Origin of the sequence: Aeromonas sp. ASNIH2 (genome assembly GCF_002934795.1) — a bacterium.
Lineage (GTDB): Bacteria > Pseudomonadota > Gammaproteobacteria > Enterobacterales > Aeromonadaceae > Aeromonas > Aeromonas caviae.
This window is the reverse complement of record NZ_CP026406.1, coordinates 842,928-861,859: the sequence shown is the minus strand read 5'-3', so window position 1 is coordinate 861,859 and position 18,932 is coordinate 842,928. Positions and strand designations below refer to the sequence as shown.

The window sequence follows — 18,932 nt, the reverse complement described above, 5'->3', positions numbered from 1 at the left end:
TCTGAATGCAAGAAGGGGAGCCATGGGCTCCCCTTCTGTTTGGGCGTGTGTGCCGCCTTACTGGCCGTCGGCCGCTTCCTCGTACTGACGGAAGGGGATGCGGAACACGGCGAGGCGCAGGAAGAGGTAGGTGACCCCGATCCCCGCCCAGATGAGGCCAAGCTCCAGAGAGCTCTGCTCCAGGTTGATCCAGAGGGCGCCGATGGTGGCGGCCCCCAGCAGCGGCAGCACCAGGAACAGCAGGTGCTCCTTGAGGCTCTTGTTGCGCTTCTCGCGCACCCAGAACTGGCCGATCACCGAGAGGTTGACGAAGGTGAAGGCCACCAGGGCGCCGAAGTTCACCAGGGCCAGGGCCATGTCCAGATCGAAGGAGACCGCGGAGAGGGCCAGGGCCCCCACCAGCAGCACGTTGATGGCCGGGGTGCGCCAGGTGGGGTGGATATAGCCGAACACCCGCTCCGGGATCATGCGATCGCGCCCCATCACGTAGAGGATGCGCGACACGCCGGCGTGGGCCGCCATGCCGGAGGCGAGCACGGCCGCGGTGGTGCACACCAGCACCACGCTCTGGAACAGGGTGCCACCCACGTAGAGGGCGATCTCCGGCAGCACGGCGTCCGGCTCCTTGAAGCGGGCCAGATCCGGGAAGAAGAGCTGCAGGCTGTAGGAGACGGTGACGAAGATGATGCCGCCGATGAGGGCCGTCAGCACGATGGCACGGGGGATCACCTTGCCGGCATTCGGGGTCTCTTCGGAGAGGGAGCTCAGGCCGTCGAAGCCCAGGAACGAGAAGCAGAGGATGGTGGCGCCGGTAAACAGCGGCAGCATGCTGGCAGACTCCACATGGAACGGACGGCTGCTCATCAGGGTGCCGGCCCCTTCACCGTGACTCAGGCCCCAGGCGATGAGGCCGAGGAAGGTGACGATGATGGCGATCTGGATGAAGACGATGAAGCCGTTGAGGTTCGCCACCAGCTTGATGCCGCGCAGGTTCAGGAAGGTCATCACGGTCACCAGACCGAAGATGAAGATCCAGGGCTCCACGGTGGGGAACATGGCGGTCAGGTAGATCTTGGCCAGCAGAATGTTGATCATCGGCATGAACATGTAGTCCAGCAGGGAAGACCAGCCCACCATGAAGCCCACATAGGGGTGAAACACCTTCTGGGCATAGGTGTAGGCGGAGCCTGCGGACGGGAAGCGGCGCACCAGGTGGCCGTAGCTGAACGCGGTCAGCAGGATGCCGCCGAGCGCCAGCAGGTAGGCGGTGGCCACGCGACCATCCGTGATGTCACCGACGATGGCAAAGGTATCGAATACCGCCATGGGCGTGAGGTAAGCCAGACCCATCACCACGACCTGGAACAGGGTGAGGGTCTTGAGCAGCTTGGCACCGGCCATCACGCTTTCTCCTCTGCACAGGCCCCGTGGGCGAGATGGGACGGGATCAGGGACGCGGAAACGCGTCGCTGGACACAGGGGGCGCCCATCTGTGGCACAGATGCGTGGCGCACGCCGGCGGGGACCGGCAGGAAAGCAGTGAAATGCCCCATGTTTTTCCTCACAACGTCGGGAGATTGCTTGGCAATCTGGGTATCAATTCCGGCACATGGCCGGCCTCTTGGTGAATGGTGGTGTGCCCCAGAAAAGCAAAGAACCGATGTTGTTGAAACATCGGCTCTCAAGGGGCGCCGTATTGTGCCCTCAGGGGGGGGGAGGAGACAAGCGAAAAAGGCCGCCAGCGGGGAATTTGTTCCCCCCGTGAGCGATCACTTCGCCACCGCTGCCGAAAAGTCGATGACAACCTTGTCATCAGCTGGCGCCCTGCTTTGCCGCCATGCGAAACCGGCGCCCTGGGGGCGCCGGTTTCGCTCAGGAGGCGTCCTGCTCGGGGCGGCCGAGGCGGACCCGGAACACGGTGAGGCGCAGCAGCAGGTAGATGGCACCGAGGGCGGCCCAGATCAGCCCCAGCTCGAAGGAGGCGGGCTCCAGGTTGAGCCAGAGCACCCCGATGCAGGCGGCGCCGCACAGGGGCAGGGCGAGGAACAGCAGGTGATCCTTCAGGGTCTTGTTGTGACCCAGCTTGAGATAGAAGTGGGCAATCACCGCCAGGTTGACGAAGGTGAAGGCCACCAGGGCGCCGAAGTTGATGAGCGCCAGCGCCATCTCCAGATCGAAGACCACCGCCGAGAGGGCCAGCATGCCCACCAGCAGCACGTTGAGAGTCGGGGTCTGCCAGGTGGGGTGGATGTAGCCGAAGACGCGGCTCGGCAGGGCGCGATCCCGGCCCATCACATAGAGCAGGCGCGACACCCCGGCGTGGGAGGCGAGCCCCGAGGCGAGCACCGCCACCGTGGTGCAGACCAGCACCACCGCCTGGAACAGCTTGCCGCCCACATAGAGGGCGATCTCCGGCAGCACCGCATCCGGCTGCTGGAAGCGGGAGATGTCCGGGAAGAAGAGCTGCAGGAAGTAGGAGACCGAGATGAAGAGCACGCCGCCGATGAGGGCGGTGAGCACGATGGCCCGGGGGATCACCCGATCCGCGTTCGGGGTCTCCTCCGACAGGGTGGTGATGGCGTCAAACCCGAGGAACGACAGGCAGAGGATGGAGGCGCCGGTCAGCAGGGGATTGATGTGCATCTGCTCGGAGAAGAAGGGGCGGCTGCTCGCCACCGTGCCGAGGCCCTCGCCGTGGCTCACGCCCCAGGCGATGAGGCCGATGAAGACGGCGATGATGCTGAACTGCATGATGACGATCAGGCTGTTGAAGTTCGCCACCAGCTTGATGCCCCGCAGGTTCAGGAAGGTCATGACGGCGGCCAGGGCCAGGATGTAGGTCCAGGGGGCCACGCCGGGGAAGAGGGCCTCCATGTAGATCTTGGCCAGCAGCATGTTGATCATGGGCATGAACATGTAGTCGAGCAGGGAGACCCAGCCCACCATGAAACCCACATAGGGGTGGAACACCTTCTGGGCATAGGTGTAGGCGGAGCCTGCCGAGGGGAACTTGCGCACCAGGTGGCCGTAGCTCATGGCGGTGAACAGCATGCCGATGAGGGCGAGCAGGTAGGCGGTCGGCACATGGCCTTCGGTGATTTCGGTGACGATGCCGAAGGTGTCGAACACCGCCATGGGGGTGAGATAGGCCAGCCCCATGATGATCACGTGCCAGAGTTTCAGGCTTTTTTTCAGACCGGCGGGGTGCGGGTGCATCAGGCGATCCCCCGCAGGCTGGCTGACGGGATCAGGCTGACGGTGAGGTCATCCTGCACGGTGGGGGCGCCAGTCCGGGATGCGGACGGATGGCGCAGACCGGCGCGGGCCGGCAGGAAAGCGATGATATGCCCCATGGAGTTCCTCACTAAGAAGCGGGTGTCGTGAGATGGCGTGCCACCTCGTTATCATTTCCGGTCTGTTCCGGCCTCGTTATGGATTTGTTTGGCGCAAAAAAAGAACCGGGCTCCGATGAGCGGACGGTCCTTGAATACGGCGGCGCATTGTGCATTCGTGATGCCCCCTTGACAAGCATATCAAGGGAGCAAAAACGCATTTTTTTGCACGTGGGCGAACGCGGTCTTCCGGATCAGGCCAGGGAGGCGGACAGGGCCTGCTCCAGCAGGTCGAGTCCCTCGTCGACGATGGCCGCCGGGGCGGTCAGGGGGGCGAGGAAACGGATCACGTTGCCACGCACGCCGCAGGCCAGCAGCACCAGCCCCCGCTTGCCCGCCTCGGCCACCAGCCGCTTGGTGAGATCCGGGTCCGGTCTGGCGGCATCTCCCTCCTTCACCAGCTCCATGGCCACCATGGCGCCGGGGCCGCGGATGTTGCCGATGCAGTCAAACCGTGTCGCCAGCTGGTGCAGGCGAGCCTTGATCTGCTCCCCCTGGGCCAGGGCCTTCTGGTTCAGGCGCTCCTCCTCGATCACCTCTAGCACCGCCAGGGCGGCGGCGCAGGCGATGGGGGAGCCCGCATAGGTGCCCCCCAGGCCACCGGGCTTGGCGGCATTCATCACCTCGCTCTTGCCCACCACGGCAGAGAGCGGGAAGCCGCCGGCCAGGCTCTTGGCCAGCGTCATGATGTCGGGTTCGACACCGCTGTATTCGGTGGCGAAGGTCTTGCCGGTGCGACAGAAACCGGTCTGGATCTCGTCGCAGATGAGCAGGATGCCGTGCTGGTCGCACACCTGGCGCAGGCGCTGCATGAAGCTGGCGGAGGCGGGGTAGAAGCCCCCCTCCCCCTGCACCGGCTCGATGATGATGGCGGCCACCCGGGTGGGTTCGATGTCGGCGCTGAAGCAGAGATCCAGCGCGGCCAGGGCATCGTCTTCACTCACTCCCAGGTAGTCGGCGGGGAAGGGGAGGTGATAGACCTCCCCCGGGAAGGGGCCGAAGCCGGTCTTGTAGGGCACCACCTTGCCGGTGAGGGCCATGCCCATCATGGTGCGGCCGTGGAAGCCCCCCTTGAAGGCGATGGTGCCGCTGCGACCGGTGTGGGCGCGGGCGATCTTGATGGCGTTCTCCACCGCCTCGGCGCCGGTGGAGAGGAAGAGGGTGCGCTTGGGGGTGGGGCCGGGCACCAGGGCATTCAACTTCTCCGCCAGCTCGATATAGCCGGAGTAGGGGGTGACCTGGAAGCAGGTGTGGCTGAACTTCTCGAGCTGCTCGCGCACCGCCGCCACCACCTTGGGGTGGTTGTGGCCGGTGTTGAGCACGGCGATGCCGGAGGCAAAGTCGATGTAGCGGTTGCCCTCCACGTCCCAGAGCTCAGCGTTGTGCGCCCGGTCGATGAAGACCGGCAGCAGGGTGCCGACCCCCTGGACCACGGCCGCTTCGCGGCGGGCCTGCCACTGCTGGTTGTTGCTTGAATGACTCATCTTTCCTCCCTGAGGGGCATGGGCCCCGCTATTCCTGTGCCATCTGGCCATATGTGTGCCGCCAACTGCCCTCGGGCAGGGCGGCCTGTTCACAAAAGGGGGCCCCGGGTGTGCCCTCAGGGCCCACAAGGCGCTCGGTCGTGACCGGCGGCCCCCTCTTTCTATCTGTAAAAGCGATGGGCTGTGTCATAACGCATCTGTTTTAACGATGCGATTGCCCCTTCACTCCCCTCAGCGAATGCCGCCAAAGCAGAGGTATTTGGTCTCCAGGTACTCCTCCAGCCCTTCGGCCGCCCCTTCCCGGCCCAGCCCCGACTCCTTGATCCCGCCAAAGGGTGCCAGTTCGGTGGAGATGATCCCCTCGTTGATCCCCACCATGCCGTATTCGAGCCCCTCGGCCACCCGCCACACCCGGGCGATGTCGCGGCCATAGAAGTAGGCGGCCAGGCCATAGGGGGTGTCGTTGGCAAGCGCAATGGCCTCGGCTTCCGTCTCGAAGCGCACCAGGGGGGCGACGGGCCCGAAGATCTCCTCGTCCAGAATGGGGTTGCCCCGGGTGACCCCGGTCAGGATGGTGGGATGATAGAAGAGGGGACCGGCGGGGTGGGCGTCGCCCCCCACCAGCACCCGGGCACCGGCGGCGACCGATTGCTGCACCAGCTCGGCCACCTTGCTGGCGGCGGCCGGGTTGATGAGGGGCCCGATCTGGACGCCCTCGCCCATGCCGTCCCCCACCTTGAAGGCCTTGACCGCGGCGGCGAGCTTCTCGGCGAAGGCGTCATAGACGCTGGCCTGCACCAGGATGCGGTTGGCGCAGACGCAGGTCTGGCCGGCGTTACGGTATTTGGACGCCAGGGCCCCGGCCACGGCGGCGTCGAGGTCGGCGTCGTCAAAGACGATGAAGGGGGCGTTGCCGCCCAGCTCCAGGGAGAGGCGCTTCATGGTGTCGGCGCACTGGCGCATCAGCAGTTTGCCGATGCGGGTGGAGCCGGTGAAGGAGAGCTTGCGCACCACGGGGTTGCTGCACAGCTCGTTGCCCACCGCGCTCGCCTGATGGGAGGTGACGATGTTGATGACCCCGGCGGGAATGCCCGCCTGCTCCGCCAGTACCGCCAGCGCCAGGGCGCAGAGGGGCGTTTCGGCGGCGGGCTTGATGACGATGGTGCAACCGGCGGCCAGCGCCGGACCCGCCTTGCGGGTGATCATGGCGATGGGGAAGTTCCAGGGGGTGATGGCGGCCACGACCCCCACCGGCTGCTTGATGGTGGCCAGGCGCCGATCGGCGGAGAAGCCGGGGATGGTGCGGCCATAGGCACGCTTGCCCTCTTCCGCGAACCACTGGATGAAGCTGGCGCCGTAGGCCACCTCTCCTTTGGCTTCCGCCAGCGGCTTGCCCTGCTCGCAGGTCATGATGCGGGCGAGTTCCTCCTGGTTGGCCATGATGCGCTCGAACCAGGCGTAGAGTTTGCTGCTGCGCTCCTTGGCGGTGAGGGCCGCCCAGGCGGGTTGCGCCGCGTGGGCCGCCGCGATGGCGAGGCGGGTGTCCTCCCCGTCCATGTCGGGCACCTGGGTGATGACCTGGCCGGTGGCCGGGTTCAGGACCTCGAACCGGCGCCCGCCCAGGGACTCGCACCAGCGGCCGTCGACATAGGCCAGGGATTTGATCAGGGAGAGAGCAGGTTGTGATGCTGACATAAGTAAGGGGCCTCGATAGTGGGTCTGGGTGGCGCGTTTATGTGGGCACCGCCGTATAGAATAATAAGCACGTAACGACCATAAAATGAGCCGAAATGTTTTTCAAGTGTTAAATATATTTGAGTGAACTGGGCGTCACATGCTAGAAATGGGGCTGTTAGCGCGATTGTAGCGGTTTTCATTGCGCAGGGTGTGCAAAATAATGAACGCTCTGGGTTGTGCAGGATAGTGAACGGGGCTGACGTGCCTGACTCACTATATTGACCAGTCGGCCCCAGGTATTCGAATGACCATGGAAGGAGGTGGGCGATGGAGCAATCCCGTGGCGAGGTCCGGTGGCGGACCATGACGGACAACCCCCTGGCGGAGCACGAGAGAAACATGGGGGAGCGGCTTGCCCGGATCCGCAGGGAGCTCGGGCTCTCCCAGCGCCGGGTGGCGGAGCTGAGCGGCCTGACCCACGGCGCCATCTGCATGATAGAGCAGAACAAGGTGAGCCCCTCGGTGGCCTCCCTGCAAAAGCTGCTGAGCGTCTACGAGCTGCCGTTGTCGCGCTTCTTCGCCGAAGAGGAGGTGGCGAGCACGCCCAGCGTGGTGATCAAGGCGGAGCAGCTCATCGAGCTTGGCAGCCAGGGGGTCTCCATGAAGCTGGTGCACAACGGCAACAATCGGCGCCAGCTCGGCTTCATGCTGGAGACCTATGCCCCCGGCACCGACACCGGCGGCGTGGTGAAGCATCAGGGGGAGGAGGTGGGCACCGTGCTGGAAGGGTCGGTGTTGCTGACCCTGGCCGGCCAGACCTATGAACTGTGCGCCGGGGACAGTTATGTCATCGACACCGGCGAGCCCCACAGTTTCAGCAATCCCTCGGGGCAGGTCTGCCGCATCGTCAGCGCCCACACCCCGGCCAGCTTTTAATGTGAACAACCCGTTGTGTTGGAAACGAACCGGTAAGGAAACAGGGATCATGACCGAACATGTAAAGAGTTACTACGCAGCCAGTGCCAACAAACACGCGCCCTATCCCACGCTCACCGAGCAGCTGGAGTGCGACGTCTGCGTCATAGGCGCAGGCTACACCGGCCTCTCCAGTGCGCTGCATCTGGTGGAGAAGGGGTACAAGGTGGTGGTGCTGGAGGCGGCCAGGGTCGGCTTTGGCGCCAGCGGCCGCAACGGCGGCCAGATCGTCAACTCCTACAGCCGCGACATCGACACCATCGAAGCGAACTGCCCGCCGGATCAGGCCAGGCTGCTCGGCTCCATGTTGTTTGAGGGGGGCCAGATCATCCGCGAGCGGATCAAACGCTACAACATCCAGTGCGATCTGCAGGAGGGCGGGGTCTTTGCCGCCGAGACCGAGAAGCAGCTTCACGAACTCAAGGCGCAGAAGGCGCGCTGGGAGAAGTGGGGCAACGACCAGCTGGAGCTGCTCGATGCCAAGGGGGTGCGCGAGGTGGTCGCGAGCGATCGTTACGTCGGCGCCCTGCTGGACAAGAGCGGCGGCCATATTCACCCTCTCAATCTGGCGCTGGGGGAGGCGGAAGCCATCCGCATGCAGGGGGGGCTTATCTTCGAGCAGTCCGCCGTCACCAGCATTACTCCGGGTCAGCCGGCGTTGGTCAAGACCGCCAAAGGGGCGGTGAAGGCACGCTTTATCGTGGTGGCCGGCAACGCCTACCTCGGCAATCTGGTGCCGGAACTGGCCAGCAAGAGCATGCCTTGCGGCACCCAGGTGATCGCCACCGAAGTGCTGGGAGAGGAGCGGGCCCGTTCACTCTTGCCACAGAACTACTGTCTGGAGGATTGCAACTACCTGCTCGACTACTACCGTACCTCCGGCGATCACCGGTTGATCTATGGCGGCGGCGTGGTCTATGGCGCGCGGGATCCGGCGGACATCGAGCGGCTGATCATCCCCAAGATGCGCAAGACTTTCCCGCAGCTGGCCAACGTCAAGGTGGAGTACACCTGGACCGGCAACTTCCTGCTCACCCTGTCGCGCCTGCCGCAGTTTGGCCGCATCGGTCACAACATCTACTACATGCAGGGCTACAGCGGCCACGGCGTCACCTGTACCCATCTGGCGGGCAAGCTGCTCTCCGAGGTGCTGAGCGGTCAGGCGGAGCGCTTCGATGCGTTCGCCAGGCTGCCGCACTACCCCTTCCCGGGTGGCCGCCTGCTGCGCATCCCCTTCACCGCCGCCGGCGCCGCCTGGTACACCCTGCGCGATCGCCTGGGGGTGTGATGTCACCGATGGCCCGCCAGGCAGGCTGGCGTCAACAAGAAGAGGGAGGCGTTATGCCTCCCTCGTTTTTTGTCGTCAACCTGCCCGGGCACGGGGCTAGAAGCGGTAGGGGAAGCGGATCCCGATGGTGTAGTCCGGTGCATCCGTGGTGAGCCCGGCAGACCAGTTGACCGCCATGGAGAGGTTGTCGGTGATGGCCCAGGTCGACCCCATGCCAAAGCTGGCGGCGTTGGCATCGGAGCCGGTGACCTTCTCCATGGCAAAGCCTTCGGACCCCTGCTCGGACTCCATGGTGACGCGCTGGTTGATGTTGAAGGAGAGGCTGAAGCGTTCGTTGAGAGCGAATGCGACCCCCAGGCCATATTCATACCAGTCTCCCAGCTGGATGCTGCCGGGCTGGTTGCCGGGCTGGTAGGAGATATCGTCAAAGTCCTGCTTGAGGCTGTGACCATAGTTGAGGCTGGCAAACAGGATGGCGGGATCCATGGTCTTGACCAGGGAGAAGCCGGTGGAGAGCTGCCAGAGCCCGTTGCCGGTGGCGAGCTCCTTGGGGGTCACCAGGTTGCCCGATTCCGAGGTGTTGATCTCGATGCCGTAAGGATCCTTGCCGGTCGGCGCCTTGGCCCGGAAGTTCCACACCAGATCCGGCCAATCCTCGCTCTCGGCCATGACCCTGTAGTAGATGGCGAGGCTGAGATCCCCCAGACCGCCATCGCTGACGCTCTGCTCCTCAAAGTCGCGGCTGGAGTTCTCCTTGCCGGTGCTCTGGTAGTTGGTGTTGCGGAACATGTAGGGGAGGGCCAGCTCCAGTTGCCAGCGATCGTTGAGGGTGTAGCGGGTGATGACATCCGCCGTCCACTGATCGGAGCGCACCCGATCCAGGTTGATTTCGCCAAGGAAGATGGCGTCCAGGGCGAGGAAGCCGCGCAGGGCGAGATCCTTGCGGTTGTAGTGCTGGTAGGAGAGGCCCACATCGACGGTCAGGGCGCGGTCGAACACATTGTGCTGTTCGATCATCAGGTCTTCGGTACTGCGGCCGACTTCCGGCGTGCGCCGGCGTTGTTTCCCAAATAAGCCAGCAAGCCATGATTTCCCCAGCTCTGGGTGACCGCTACACTCGAGGCTTTCTGACAGGTAGGCCCAGGGTATTCAGTTTGTTTATGGCACTGACATACGCCATGACTTCTCCCACCTGGCCATTGTAGTTACGCAGACTGATTTTCCCCGTCAGCAACTGCTTGAACCGATACATCGCCGTCTCTGCCAGTGAGCGACGGTGATACCCCGATATCTTCTTCCAGTGCGCCAGCCCTTCCTTGCGTATCACCAGCACAGCGTCATTTCTTGGATGTCCTTTTTTCCATAACCCCGCGCTCTTGCGAGGTGGGATACAAGCTGTCGCCCCTTTGCGCGAGATAAGCTGATGGCTGGCTTTGCTGTCATAGGCGCCATCTGCATAAACTCGTCCCAGCTTGCGCCGCAGTGGATTGAGCAAGGTCGGCAACACCTCGGCATCATGGACATTTTCCAATGACACCTCCGCCGCCACGATATCGTGGGTTACCGAGTCTACCGCCAGGTGCAACTTGCGCCAGACTCGCCGCTTCTCAGCGCCGTGTTTTCTGACTTTCCACTCGCCTTCACCAAACACCTTCAGCCCGGTTGAGTCGATAACCAAGTCGGTAATGCATCCCTTTGGGGGCTGTCGATAGGCCACTGTCACCGTGCGTGCTCGCTTGCTGACACAGCTATAGTCCGGTGCGCACAACGGCACATTCATCAATTCGAACAGGGAGTCGAGTAGTCCCTGGGTTGCTCGCAAAGTGAGGTTGAAAATCCCCTTGAGCATCAGGAAGGTGGCGATGGTTTGGTCGGTGTAGAGCTGGCTACGGCCCCGCCGTCCATGATGGTCGTGGTGAAACCAGTTGCTCATGGCCTCGGCATCAACCCAGAAGGTGAGTGAACCACGATTAATCAAAGACTTGTTGTATTTAGGCCAGTTGGTGATGGGGTGAAGCGACGTGCCCATAATGCAGACTTGAAGAGGATGGTGGTGATCAGATCACCAAGTCCTCAGTTAGTTCCATTCAAGCTGTATCGATTTGGGCAACAACGCCGCGTGCGCCGTGAGGCGTCCTGCTGGGTGGAGGCGACGGCGGCCCCGGCTCCGACCCCGGCGGTTGCCGTCGTGGCACCGGCGGCCTTGACGGCCTCCAGGCGGGCCTGGAGCTGATGGAGGGCCTGGTTTTGCTGGATCAGTTGCTGGCGCAGGAGATCCAGCTGTTGTTGCAGGGACTCCTCTTCGGCCGTGGCCCCCCAGCAGGCGAAGGGGGCGAGGGCAATCAACAGCATGCGAGACTGTTTCATCTGGATACGTCCTTGTTGTTTATCATCCTTTCTGATGGTTCAGCCCCCGGGCTCACCGGTGCTCAGCGCGAAAACCAGATGCGGGTCTGATTGAGCGTCTGCAAACCGTCCCCTCTGACCTTGTTGAACTGCAGCAGCCCCCGGCTGAAGTCGGTACCGCGCAGGCTCTGCTCCAGCAGGACCCGGCCGTCGGAAGAGTGTAGTTGCAAGCCGGCATAATTCCCCGAGACCCGATAGGTGGCGGTACCAAGATCGCCCTGATGCTCGTAGCTGCCCGCCTGAACCAGGTGTCCCGTCATGGTGGGGGTGGTCAGTTCAATACCGGCCTGGTTGACCGAGCTGTTGCCACTCCCCTCCAGTTGAACGACCTGCACCAGCCCGGCCCCCTGCACCTGGGCCTCCTTGGCGGGCGTGGCCGCGGGCTTGACCTCATCCTTGACGCGCACATCCAGCTTGGGCTTGTTTTGCACAATGCTCAGCGCCAGGTTCATGGCCGCCGTCTGCTGGGCCTGGGTCGTGGTCAGTGACGAGATGAACTCGATGCCGAAGTAGCTGATGCCATGGCTGCTGACATAGCGGCCGCGCAGGTGGGCCAGCTCCCCGTCCGCCAGTTCGGGCGCAAAGTGGTCTGACAGATGGGCCAGCGGGTCCGGTGCTGCCAGCAGCGGAGAGGCGATGCCACCCAGGCTGCAGAGGAGGCATAGGGCGGGTCGGGTATTCATGATGACCTCACATTAGCTCTTTGTGCTGAAAACCGAATTCCAGCAGGGATGTTTCATTGACCGGGGCGAAGAGCCCATCCTTGCCTCTGACAGAGAGCGGGGGAGAGGGGTTGGCAAGGGGGGCATCGGGACGATAGCCCGCGCCGATGACGGCGAGGAGGATGCCGTTCCAGCTCTCCTTGAACTCCTTGAAGGTGATCACCCGGTTGCCGAGGGCCGGGTCTGCCAGATAGACGCGATCGTGGCGATCGATGGCCCGCAGCACGGCAAAGTGCTGATAGCCGCGAATGAGGTATCCTGATTTTCACAGACAGTCCCGATTGTTACGATGAGACAATCGGGGGTATTGAATGAAATCGAGAGAACACTATTCACCAGAGTTTCGGGCAGAGGCGGTTCGACTGGTGTTGGAGCAAGGCCTTGGCCAAGCTGAAGCCGCCAGAAGGTTGGGTATTGCCAAAGGCACACTGAGCAACTGGGTGGTCGCAGCCAAAGGAGGAAAGGATACATCGGCCATTCCCGGAGCGCGTTCTGTCGCCGAGCTGGAGGCTGAAGTGGCCCGGCTACGCAAAGCTCTCGCACAAGCCAACATGGAGCGCGACATCATAAAAAAGGCCGCCGCGTACTTTGCTCAGGAGTCACTGCCAAGTACGCGTGGATAGCCAACCAACAGGACCTCTATCCCATTTCCGTTATCTGTCGTGTGCTGGAGGTCTCTCGTGCGGGCTTCTACCACTGGCGCCACCGTCCACCGTCACAGCGCCAACAAGAAGATGAACGACTCAAGGTCGCCATTCGGGCTGCTCACAGCAAGACGCGCCAGACCTATGGCGCAGCGCGTTTACAAGCTGAGTTGGCCGCCGAAGGATTTTACGCTGGGCGGGACCGGATTGGACGATTGCGCCGTGAAATGGGGTTGTCTTGCAAACAAAAGCGCAAATTCAAGGCGACAACCCATTCTGCTCATTCCCTGCCCGTGGCGGAGAATCTCCTTGGTCAGGTCTTTGCGCCGACGAAGCCCAACGAAGTCTGGACCGGTGATATCACCTATATCGCCACCGACGAAGGCTGGCTTTATCTGGCTGGTCTCAAGGATGTGTTTACCTGTGAGATAGTGGGTTATGCGATGGGAGAGCGAATGACCACCGGGTTGGTCAGTCAGGCGCTGTTTCGGGCTGTGCAGCAGAAGAGGCCACCCGTTGGGCTTATTCATCACACAGACCGGGGCAGTCAGTACTGTGCCAAGGCTTACCGGGCTCTCCAGGTACAATTTGGCATGCAGACCTCCATGTCACGCAAGGGGAACTGCTTCGACAATGCCCCGATAGAAAGCTTCTGGGGGTCTCTTAAAAATGAACTGGTTCACCACCATAGATTCGAGACGAGAGCGGAGGCCAAGGCAGCGATTCAGGAATACATAGAGATTTTTTACAACCGCCAGCGTCGGCATTCACGACTTGGCAATGTCAGCCCGGCGGAGATTAACAAGAGGTGTACAGATCTAGTTATCACCTGACACCGGCCTCAAACCGGTGTCTTGTTTACGCTACTTTAGTGCGCACTTCCTTCGGTATCAATTTCAGACCCTTTTTGAACATGCTGTAGGGAGTCTGTCCTTCCATCATCCTGCCTTGATGTGGCCGCTGGGTGTTGTAGTGATCCAGATAGCTGTCCAGGTCTGTCTGCATCTGCTCTACCGACTCATACCAGGTTGTCCTCCCCTTGATACGGAAGTGTTCATCCAGCAGGGTGCGATGTAGCCGCTCGATAAAGCCGTTGCTCTGCGGCCTGCGTACCTTGGTGGTCCGGTGCTCAATCCCCTCCAGTTGCAGGAACAGCTCGTAGGGGTGATGGTCAGGGCGCCCGCAGAACTCGCGCCCGTTGTCCGACAGGATGGTATAGACCCGCGCCTCGTGAGCCTCGAAGAACGGCAGGACCGTTTCGTTGAGCACATGGACCGAGGTCACCGGCAGCTTGCTGGTGTAGAGCCGTCCCCAGGCGTGGCGGCTGTAGCAGTCCAGTACGGTTTGCAGATACACCTTGCCCACCCCCTTGAGTGCGCCGACGAAGAAGGTGTCGACCGCCACCAGTTCCCCGGTGTAGTGAACCTCAATTTGGCGTTCGCGAAACTCGGGGCTGAAGCGCTCGAGCAGGCGGATCTGCTCGTCATTGAGCTCAATCGTCTGTTCCCTGTGGGTTTTCTCGAGGCGCAACAAGCGGTCATGCTTGGAGAGCAAGTCGTGACGTTGCCACACGCCACGCACACCGCCCGCACTGACGTTGATGCCTTGCAGAGCCAGTTCTTGCGCGACCCGCAGCGGGCCATGGGTTGGTCTGGTGAGAGAGTAATCGAGGATAGCCTGTTCAATCTCGGGAGCGACCCGGTTGGGATGCGCCCCTTTACAGCCGGGTAGTTTGTCGAGCAAGCCCTCGGCGCCATAGGTCTGATAGTTACGGCGAATTTCGTAGAACTGCTGACGGCTGTAGCCGATGAGCTTGCAGGCTTTGCTGACGTTATTGAGCTCTTTGGCGAGCTCTAGCAGACTGAGTTTACGACGTGCTACTTTCTCGTTGGTGGTCATACGGTGACTCCGGATAACACGGTAGGGGTACCGTTTTGTTATCCGGTTTGAAGCCGTATGACCACTCCCTTTTGTGGGCAACTGTCAGGTGAATACCATCTCCATACAACCTATGAGCACACGGCATGGAGGAGGCTGGCCTCCTCCATGGTGAACGAGGGTGCTGAAGGGGCATCACTCTCCCCTGGCGACCCCCTCACGTCTGGGGTCTGCGGCCCCCAGCCAGCCGCCGGCATGGCGCTGGACGCCCTGCAGCCCGGAGGTCTGCTCGTTAAGCAGGACCTCGTGCCCTCTGGCCTTGAGCCCCTGAACCACGGCGTCGGGCGTGCGACCCTGCTCCAGCTCGGTGGGGCCGTTGCGACTGCCGAAATTGGGCAGGTTGATGGCCTGCTGCAGGTCGAGCCCCCAATCCTGGGTGCCGAGCAGCGCCTTGCCCACGTAGTTGATGATGGCCGAGCCTCCCGGGGAACCCAGGCTCATCTCGAGCTCGCCGCTTGCCTTGTCAAACACCAGCAGGGGCGACATGGAGGAGCGGGGGCGCTTGCCGGGCTCCACCCGGTTGGCCACCGGCAGGCCGGCGGCGTCCACCGAGGTGAAGGAGAAGTCGGTGAGCTGGTTGTTCAGCAGGTAGCCGTTGACCATCAGCCGCGAGCCGAAGCCATCCTCGATGGAGCTGGTCATGGCCACCGCCATGCCGCTCTTGTCCACGATGGAGATGTGGCTGGTGGAGGGCAGCTCCGGGGTGGCGTCCCGGCCCCAGGCCAGCGCCCGGGGCGGGTTGCCGGGCTGGGCGACGCCCATGGAGCGGTTGCCGATAAGGTGTCCCCGCTGCGCCAGATAGCCCTTGTCCAGCAGGCCTGTCACCGGCACGTCGACGACGTCGCCGTCGGCCACATACTGGTTGCGATCGGCGAAGGCGAGGCGTGCCGCCTCGCTGTAGAGGTGAATGGCCTCGCTGGAGGCGGCCAGTTGACCCTGCTCCCCCTGTACCGGTTTGAGGGCGGCCATGTCCCGGCTCTCCAGCATGCCGAAGATCTGGCCGAGGGCCAGGGTGCCGGAGGAGGGGGTCGGGAAGCCGCAGATCTCGCTCTGGCGATAGTCAAAGCAGAGCCCGTCCCGCAGCTTGGCCTGGTAGCTGGCGAGATCGGCGGCGCTCAGCACCCCGGGGTTGGTCGGGTGGGCGTGCACCTTGGCCACCATGGCCTCGGCCAGCGGGCCGCGATAGAAGGCGTCGGGGCCGTCGCTGGCCAGGGTACGCAGCACCCTGGCCAGGGCCGGGTTGGTGAGCCGGGTACCTGCCGTCTTGGGAGTGCCATCCGCCTGATAGAAGTAGGCACGGGCGTCCGGATCCCCGGCCAGATAGGGATCTTTTGCCAGCAGGGTGGCGAGGCGGGGGCTTATCACGAACCCTTGCTCTGCGAGGGTGATGGCGGGTTCGAACAGCGTGGCCCAGGGCAGCTTGCCATAGCGCTCGTAGGCCAGGGCCAGGGCTCGCACCGTGCCGGGGGCGCCGACGGAGCGCCCGCCCACCACCCCCTCATAGAAGGCCATGGGTTTGCCCTCCTTCATGAAGAGCTGATCGGTGGCAGCGGCGGGGGCTGTTTCCCGGCCATCCACCGCCGCCACCTGCTTGCCGTCCCACACCAGCATGAGGGAGCCGCCGCCGATGCCCGAGGATTGAGGTTCCACCAGGGTCAATACCAGCTGAACGGCGATGGCCGCATCGACGGCGCTGCCCCCCGCCTTGATGATCTGGTAGCCCGCGTCCACCGCCAGCGGGTTGGCCGCCGCCACCATGAAGTCACGGCCCTGCCAGCCCGGTTTGTCAATCCAGCCGCTGGCCGCCTCCGGGGCGATCAGGGTCTGGGGAGGAGGGACATAGTGAAAGCCATCCTGGGAGGCGCAGCCGCCAAGCAGGCCGAGGGCGACCAGCAGGCCGAGGGGTTTGAGGGACATGACAGGCTCCTTGTCGGTTTCTTGTTCACCTGCCGAAATGTGTCACACTTGGAGCTTGATTAAAAGTTTGTCTTAATACTCATATGGTTACAAAACTATCAAGGAGGCGCTCATGACACACCGGGGGACGCTGGCGAAACCTTGCATGGCGGGGCTGCTCTGCCTGTTGCTGACGGCCTGCGAGGAGCCGACCTTCAGACCGCTGGCCCAGGGGGAGACCCTGCTCGCCTTCGGGGACAGTCTGACCGAGGGACGCGGGGTGAGCCCGTCCCAAAGCTACCCCAGCGTGCTGGCGACCCTGAGCGGCCATCCCGTGGTCAATGGCGGGGTGTCCGGAGAGCTGAGCCAGGCCGGCAGGGCCCGCCTGCCCGGGTTGCTGGCCCGGCACAGACCCGCTCTGGTCATCCTGCTGGAGGGGGGCAACGACATCCTGCGTGGCAGCGGGGAGGCGGCCCTCAAGGCCAATCTCGCCGCCATGATAGAGGCGGTGCAGGGGAGCGGGGCCCAGACCCTGCTGGTCGGGGTGCCCCGAAAATCCCTGTTTGCCGATGGCGCTCCCCTCTACGAGGAGCTGGCAGAGCAGTACGGGCTGGTGCTGGACAACGACAGCATCGGTGAGTTGCTGCGAGACCCGGCCCTGAAATCCGATGCGGTGCATTTCAATGCCGAGGGTTACCGCACCCTGGCGCAGCGACTTCATCGACTGTTGCAGGAAAGGGGGGCACTCTAGCGAGGTGTCATGCTGCCGGGGCAGTTCGCCATGCTGCTAAAGCCTATGGGGTCAGGAGATTGCGCGGCGGGAGGGCGACGGCGCTACTCCAGAGGCGTCCAGCCCGTGGCGACAATGCCCGAAGACATGAAAAAACCGCCGTGAAGGCGGTTTTTTGCAATCAGGCTGAGCCAATTTGCTTAGATGGACTGCTCTTCACCACCCAGGGCGGCAAACAGGGCCGGGATGAACTGGGAGAGCTCGGCGGTGACCAGGGCGAAGTCGGCGTCCAGGCGGGCGGCAGGATCTTCACTGGTGACGTCGTCGTTCTGCTCGCGCAGCTCTTCGCTGAACTTGAGGCGCTTGATGGAGAGATCGTCCCCCAGCACGAAGCTCAGGGTTTCGCCCCAGTTGAGGGCCAGCTTGGTCACCAGCTTGTCGTTGGCCAGGTGATTCTTGATCTCCTCGCTCATCAGATCCTGCTGCTTGCAGCGGATGATGCCGCCGTGCTCCATGGCGCTGCGCAGCTCGGCTTCGTCCTCCAGGGTGAAGGCGGCGGGCAGGTTGCCCTCGTTGAGCCACTCGGTCATGGTGATCTCGGGCGGGTTCTTGAGGGCCACCGGCACTACCGGCAGGGAGCCGATGGATTTGCGCAAGAGCGCCAGCAGATCGTCCGCCTTCTTGGCGGAGCCTGCATCCACCACCATCAGGTTGTCGGCAGGGTTTATCCAGGCGAAGGTCTGGCTGGTGCGGCTGAAGGCGCGGGGCAGCAGGGTGTGCATGATCTCCTCTTTCAGCGCTTCTTTTTCTTTCTTCTTGAGGGCGCGACCCTGTTCGAATTCAATGGCCTCTACCTTCTCCGCCAGCATCTCCTTGACCACGGTGCCGGGCAGCATCTTCTCTTCCTTGCGAGCGCACAGCAGGATGTGGCCAGAGGCGGCGTGGGTCAGGGTGGAGCCGAATTTGCCAAGGGGCTTGACCCACCCGAACCGGGAGATGTCCTGGCTGCCGCAGGGGGTGAAGGCGCAGGCTTCCAGCTGGGTTTCCAGCTGCTCAACGGTCAGGTCGAAGGGGCGGGTAAAGCGGTAAATCTGCAGGTTTTTAAACCACATGGCGTCCTCGGTCTCTAGATTGTCCGGCGGGCATTGTACTAGAGAGGCGCTTTGTGATCAGCCAATCATTCTCGCTAAAAAAAGGGCGATCGACCTCACAGGGCCCCACCTTGATCCCCCGGGAGCGGGCCCAACTCCCCTAGACTGCGAGTGTTCACATTGCTGACAAGGAGGCGACCATGTTGAGACAGAGTCGGCCGGAAGACATGGAAGAGATCGTCGAAATCTGGCTCCTGGCCTCCCTGCAGGCCCACGATTTCGTCGATGCCTCCTGCTGGTGGCAGGCTCAGGAGGAGCTGCGTACCCGCTACCTCGATCACGCCCGCATCTGGGTGTTCGAGGAGCGAGGGGACCTGCTCGGCTTCATGGCGCTGGTGGATGATTACCTGGCTGCACTCTTCGTGCGCCCCGATAGGCAGGGGCGGGGGGTGGGGCACGCCCTGTTGCAGGAAGCCAGATCCAGATGTGCCGAGCTGCATACACGGGTCTTCGTGGAGAACGAGCCGGCGGTGCGTTTCTACCGCCGCCACGGCTTTGAAATCGGGGGGGAGGTGCCCGATCCCCTCACCGGCCATCTTCAGTACCAGATGCATTACCAAGCCGTCTGAATCTGACGTCTGGGGCTGCCCCGGTTGAAAACGGGGGGCACCATCCTCATCTTGTCTCCA

18 protein-coding genes are annotated in these 18,932 nt (G+C 63.0%); 5 read left to right on the top strand and 13 right to left on the bottom strand.

Going from position 1 to position 18,932, the window contains the following annotated elements:
• Positions 1-57: 57 nt before the first annotated feature.
• From C3F36_RS03915 to C3F36_RS03900, 5 genes are all read right to left on the bottom strand, one after another.
• Positions 58-1,401 (bottom strand): APC family permease, encoded by a 1,344-nt coding sequence (locus C3F36_RS03915; RefSeq protein WP_039039328.1) that lies wholly within the window; start codon positions 1,399-1,401, stop codon positions 58-60.
• 471 nt (positions 1,402-1,872) lie between these two features.
• A complete protein-coding gene (locus C3F36_RS03910) occupies positions 1,873-3,216 on the bottom strand; it encodes an APC family permease (protein ID WP_104454525.1) in 1,344 nt (447 codons plus the stop codon).
• On the bottom strand, positions 3,216-3,353 hold the full coding sequence (locus C3F36_RS23575; RefSeq protein ID WP_164882979.1) for a hypothetical protein: 138 nt from the start codon (positions 3,351-3,353) through the stop codon (positions 3,216-3,218). Before C3F36_RS23575 ends, C3F36_RS03910 begins: the two co-directional genes overlap by 1 nt.
• 233 nt (positions 3,354-3,586) lie before the next feature.
• Positions 3,587-4,876 carry a 4-aminobutyrate--2-oxoglutarate transaminase gene (gabT, locus tag C3F36_RS03905; protein ID WP_042014742.1) on the bottom strand — a complete coding sequence of 430 codons (1,290 nt, stop codon included), beginning with the start codon at positions 4,874-4,876 and terminating at the stop codon, positions 3,587-3,589.
• Positions 4,877-5,107: 231 nt separating this feature from the next.
• Positions 5,108-6,571 (bottom strand): NAD-dependent succinate-semialdehyde dehydrogenase, encoded by a 1,464-nt coding sequence (locus C3F36_RS03900; RefSeq protein ID WP_010673552.1) that lies wholly within the window; start codon positions 6,569-6,571, stop codon positions 5,108-5,110.
• Between the two features lie 309 nt (positions 6,572-6,880).
• Between C3F36_RS03900 and puuR the strand changes: the two genes are divergently transcribed.
• Positions 6,881-7,489: an HTH-type transcriptional regulator PuuR gene (gene puuR / locus C3F36_RS03895; protein ID WP_029314011.1), complete on the top strand. Its 609-nt coding sequence runs from the start codon at positions 6,881-6,883 to the stop codon at positions 7,487-7,489.
• Positions 7,490-7,538: 49 nt separating this feature from the next.
• A complete protein-coding gene (locus tag C3F36_RS03890; RefSeq protein WP_104454524.1) occupies positions 7,539-8,816 on the top strand; it encodes an NAD(P)/FAD-dependent oxidoreductase in 1,278 nt (425 codons plus the stop codon).
• 96 nt (positions 8,817-8,912) lie between these two features.
• On the opposite strand, the gene C3F36_RS03885 is transcribed toward C3F36_RS03890, so the two are convergent.
• From C3F36_RS03885 to C3F36_RS03865, 5 genes are all read right to left on the bottom strand, one after another.
• Positions 8,913-9,833, bottom strand: a complete 921-nt coding sequence (locus tag C3F36_RS03885; protein WP_052130402.1) for a transporter — start codon at positions 9,831-9,833, stop codon at positions 8,913-8,915.
• 94 nt (positions 9,834-9,927) lie between these two features.
• On the bottom strand, positions 9,928-10,845 hold the full coding sequence (locus C3F36_RS03880) for an IS5 family transposase (RefSeq protein WP_042865359.1): 918 nt from the start codon (positions 10,843-10,845) through the stop codon (positions 9,928-9,930).
• A 44-nt stretch (positions 10,846-10,889) separates the two neighbouring features.
• The gene (locus tag C3F36_RS03875) at positions 10,890-11,183 is read right to left on the bottom strand and encodes a hypothetical protein (protein WP_233759705.1); all 294 of its coding nucleotides are present in this window, start codon (positions 11,181-11,183) and stop codon (positions 10,890-10,892) included.
• A gap of 62 nt (positions 11,184-11,245) precedes the next feature.
• Positions 11,246-11,905: a hypothetical protein gene (locus tag C3F36_RS03870; protein ID WP_104454523.1), complete on the bottom strand. Its 660-nt coding sequence runs from the start codon at positions 11,903-11,905 to the stop codon at positions 11,246-11,248.
• A gap of 7 nt (positions 11,906-11,912) precedes the next feature.
• On the bottom strand, positions 11,913-12,194 hold the full coding sequence (locus tag C3F36_RS03865; protein WP_267893457.1) for a cysteine peptidase family C39 domain-containing protein: 282 nt from the start codon (positions 12,192-12,194) through the stop codon (positions 11,913-11,915).
• A 61-nt stretch (positions 12,195-12,255) separates the two neighbouring features.
• Between C3F36_RS03865 and C3F36_RS03860 the strand changes: the two genes are divergently transcribed.
• Positions 12,256-13,421, top strand: a protein-coding gene (locus C3F36_RS03860) for an IS3-like element ISAeme20 family transposase (RefSeq protein WP_442778395.1) whose coding sequence is annotated in 2 segments (ribosomal slippage) — positions 12,256-12,523 and positions 12,523-13,421 — 1,167 coding nt in all. Because the reading frame shifts where the segments join, the coding sequence is not laid out codon by codon here.
• Positions 13,422-13,446: 25 nt separating this feature from the next.
• Here the strand turns inward: C3F36_RS03860 and C3F36_RS03855 are convergent.
• Together C3F36_RS03855 and ggt are read right to left on the bottom strand one after the other, a co-directional pair.
• Entirely contained in the window at positions 13,447-14,487 is a 1,041-nt protein-coding gene (locus C3F36_RS03855; RefSeq protein WP_042017433.1) for an IS481-like element ISAs19 family transposase, read from the bottom strand.
• Between the two features lie 174 nt (positions 14,488-14,661).
• On the bottom strand, positions 14,662-16,443 hold the full coding sequence (gene ggt / locus C3F36_RS03850; RefSeq protein ID WP_104454521.1) for a gamma-glutamyltransferase: 1,782 nt from the start codon (positions 16,441-16,443) through the stop codon (positions 14,662-14,664).
• Between the two features lie 112 nt (positions 16,444-16,555).
• Here ggt and C3F36_RS03845 point away from each other — a divergent pair, with 112 nt between their 5' ends.
• Positions 16,556-17,173 carry an arylesterase gene (locus C3F36_RS03845; RefSeq protein WP_104454520.1) on the top strand — a complete coding sequence of 206 codons (618 nt, stop codon included), beginning with the start codon at positions 16,556-16,558 and terminating at the stop codon, positions 17,171-17,173.
• Between the two features lie 179 nt (positions 17,174-17,352).
• Here the strand turns inward: C3F36_RS03845 and rdgC are convergent, their stop codons facing one another.
• Positions 17,353-18,264, bottom strand: coding sequence for a recombination-associated protein RdgC (gene rdgC / locus C3F36_RS03840; protein ID WP_010673564.1), 912 nt, complete (start codon positions 18,262-18,264; stop codon positions 17,353-17,355).
• 179 nt (positions 18,265-18,443) lie between these two features.
• Here rdgC and C3F36_RS03835 point away from each other — a divergent pair, with 179 nt between their 5' ends.
• The gene (locus C3F36_RS03835; RefSeq protein ID WP_010673565.1) at positions 18,444-18,872 is read left to right on the top strand and encodes a GNAT family N-acetyltransferase; all 429 of its coding nucleotides are present in this window, start codon (positions 18,444-18,446) and stop codon (positions 18,870-18,872) included.
• The last annotated feature ends 60 nt before the right edge of the window (positions 18,873-18,932 follow it).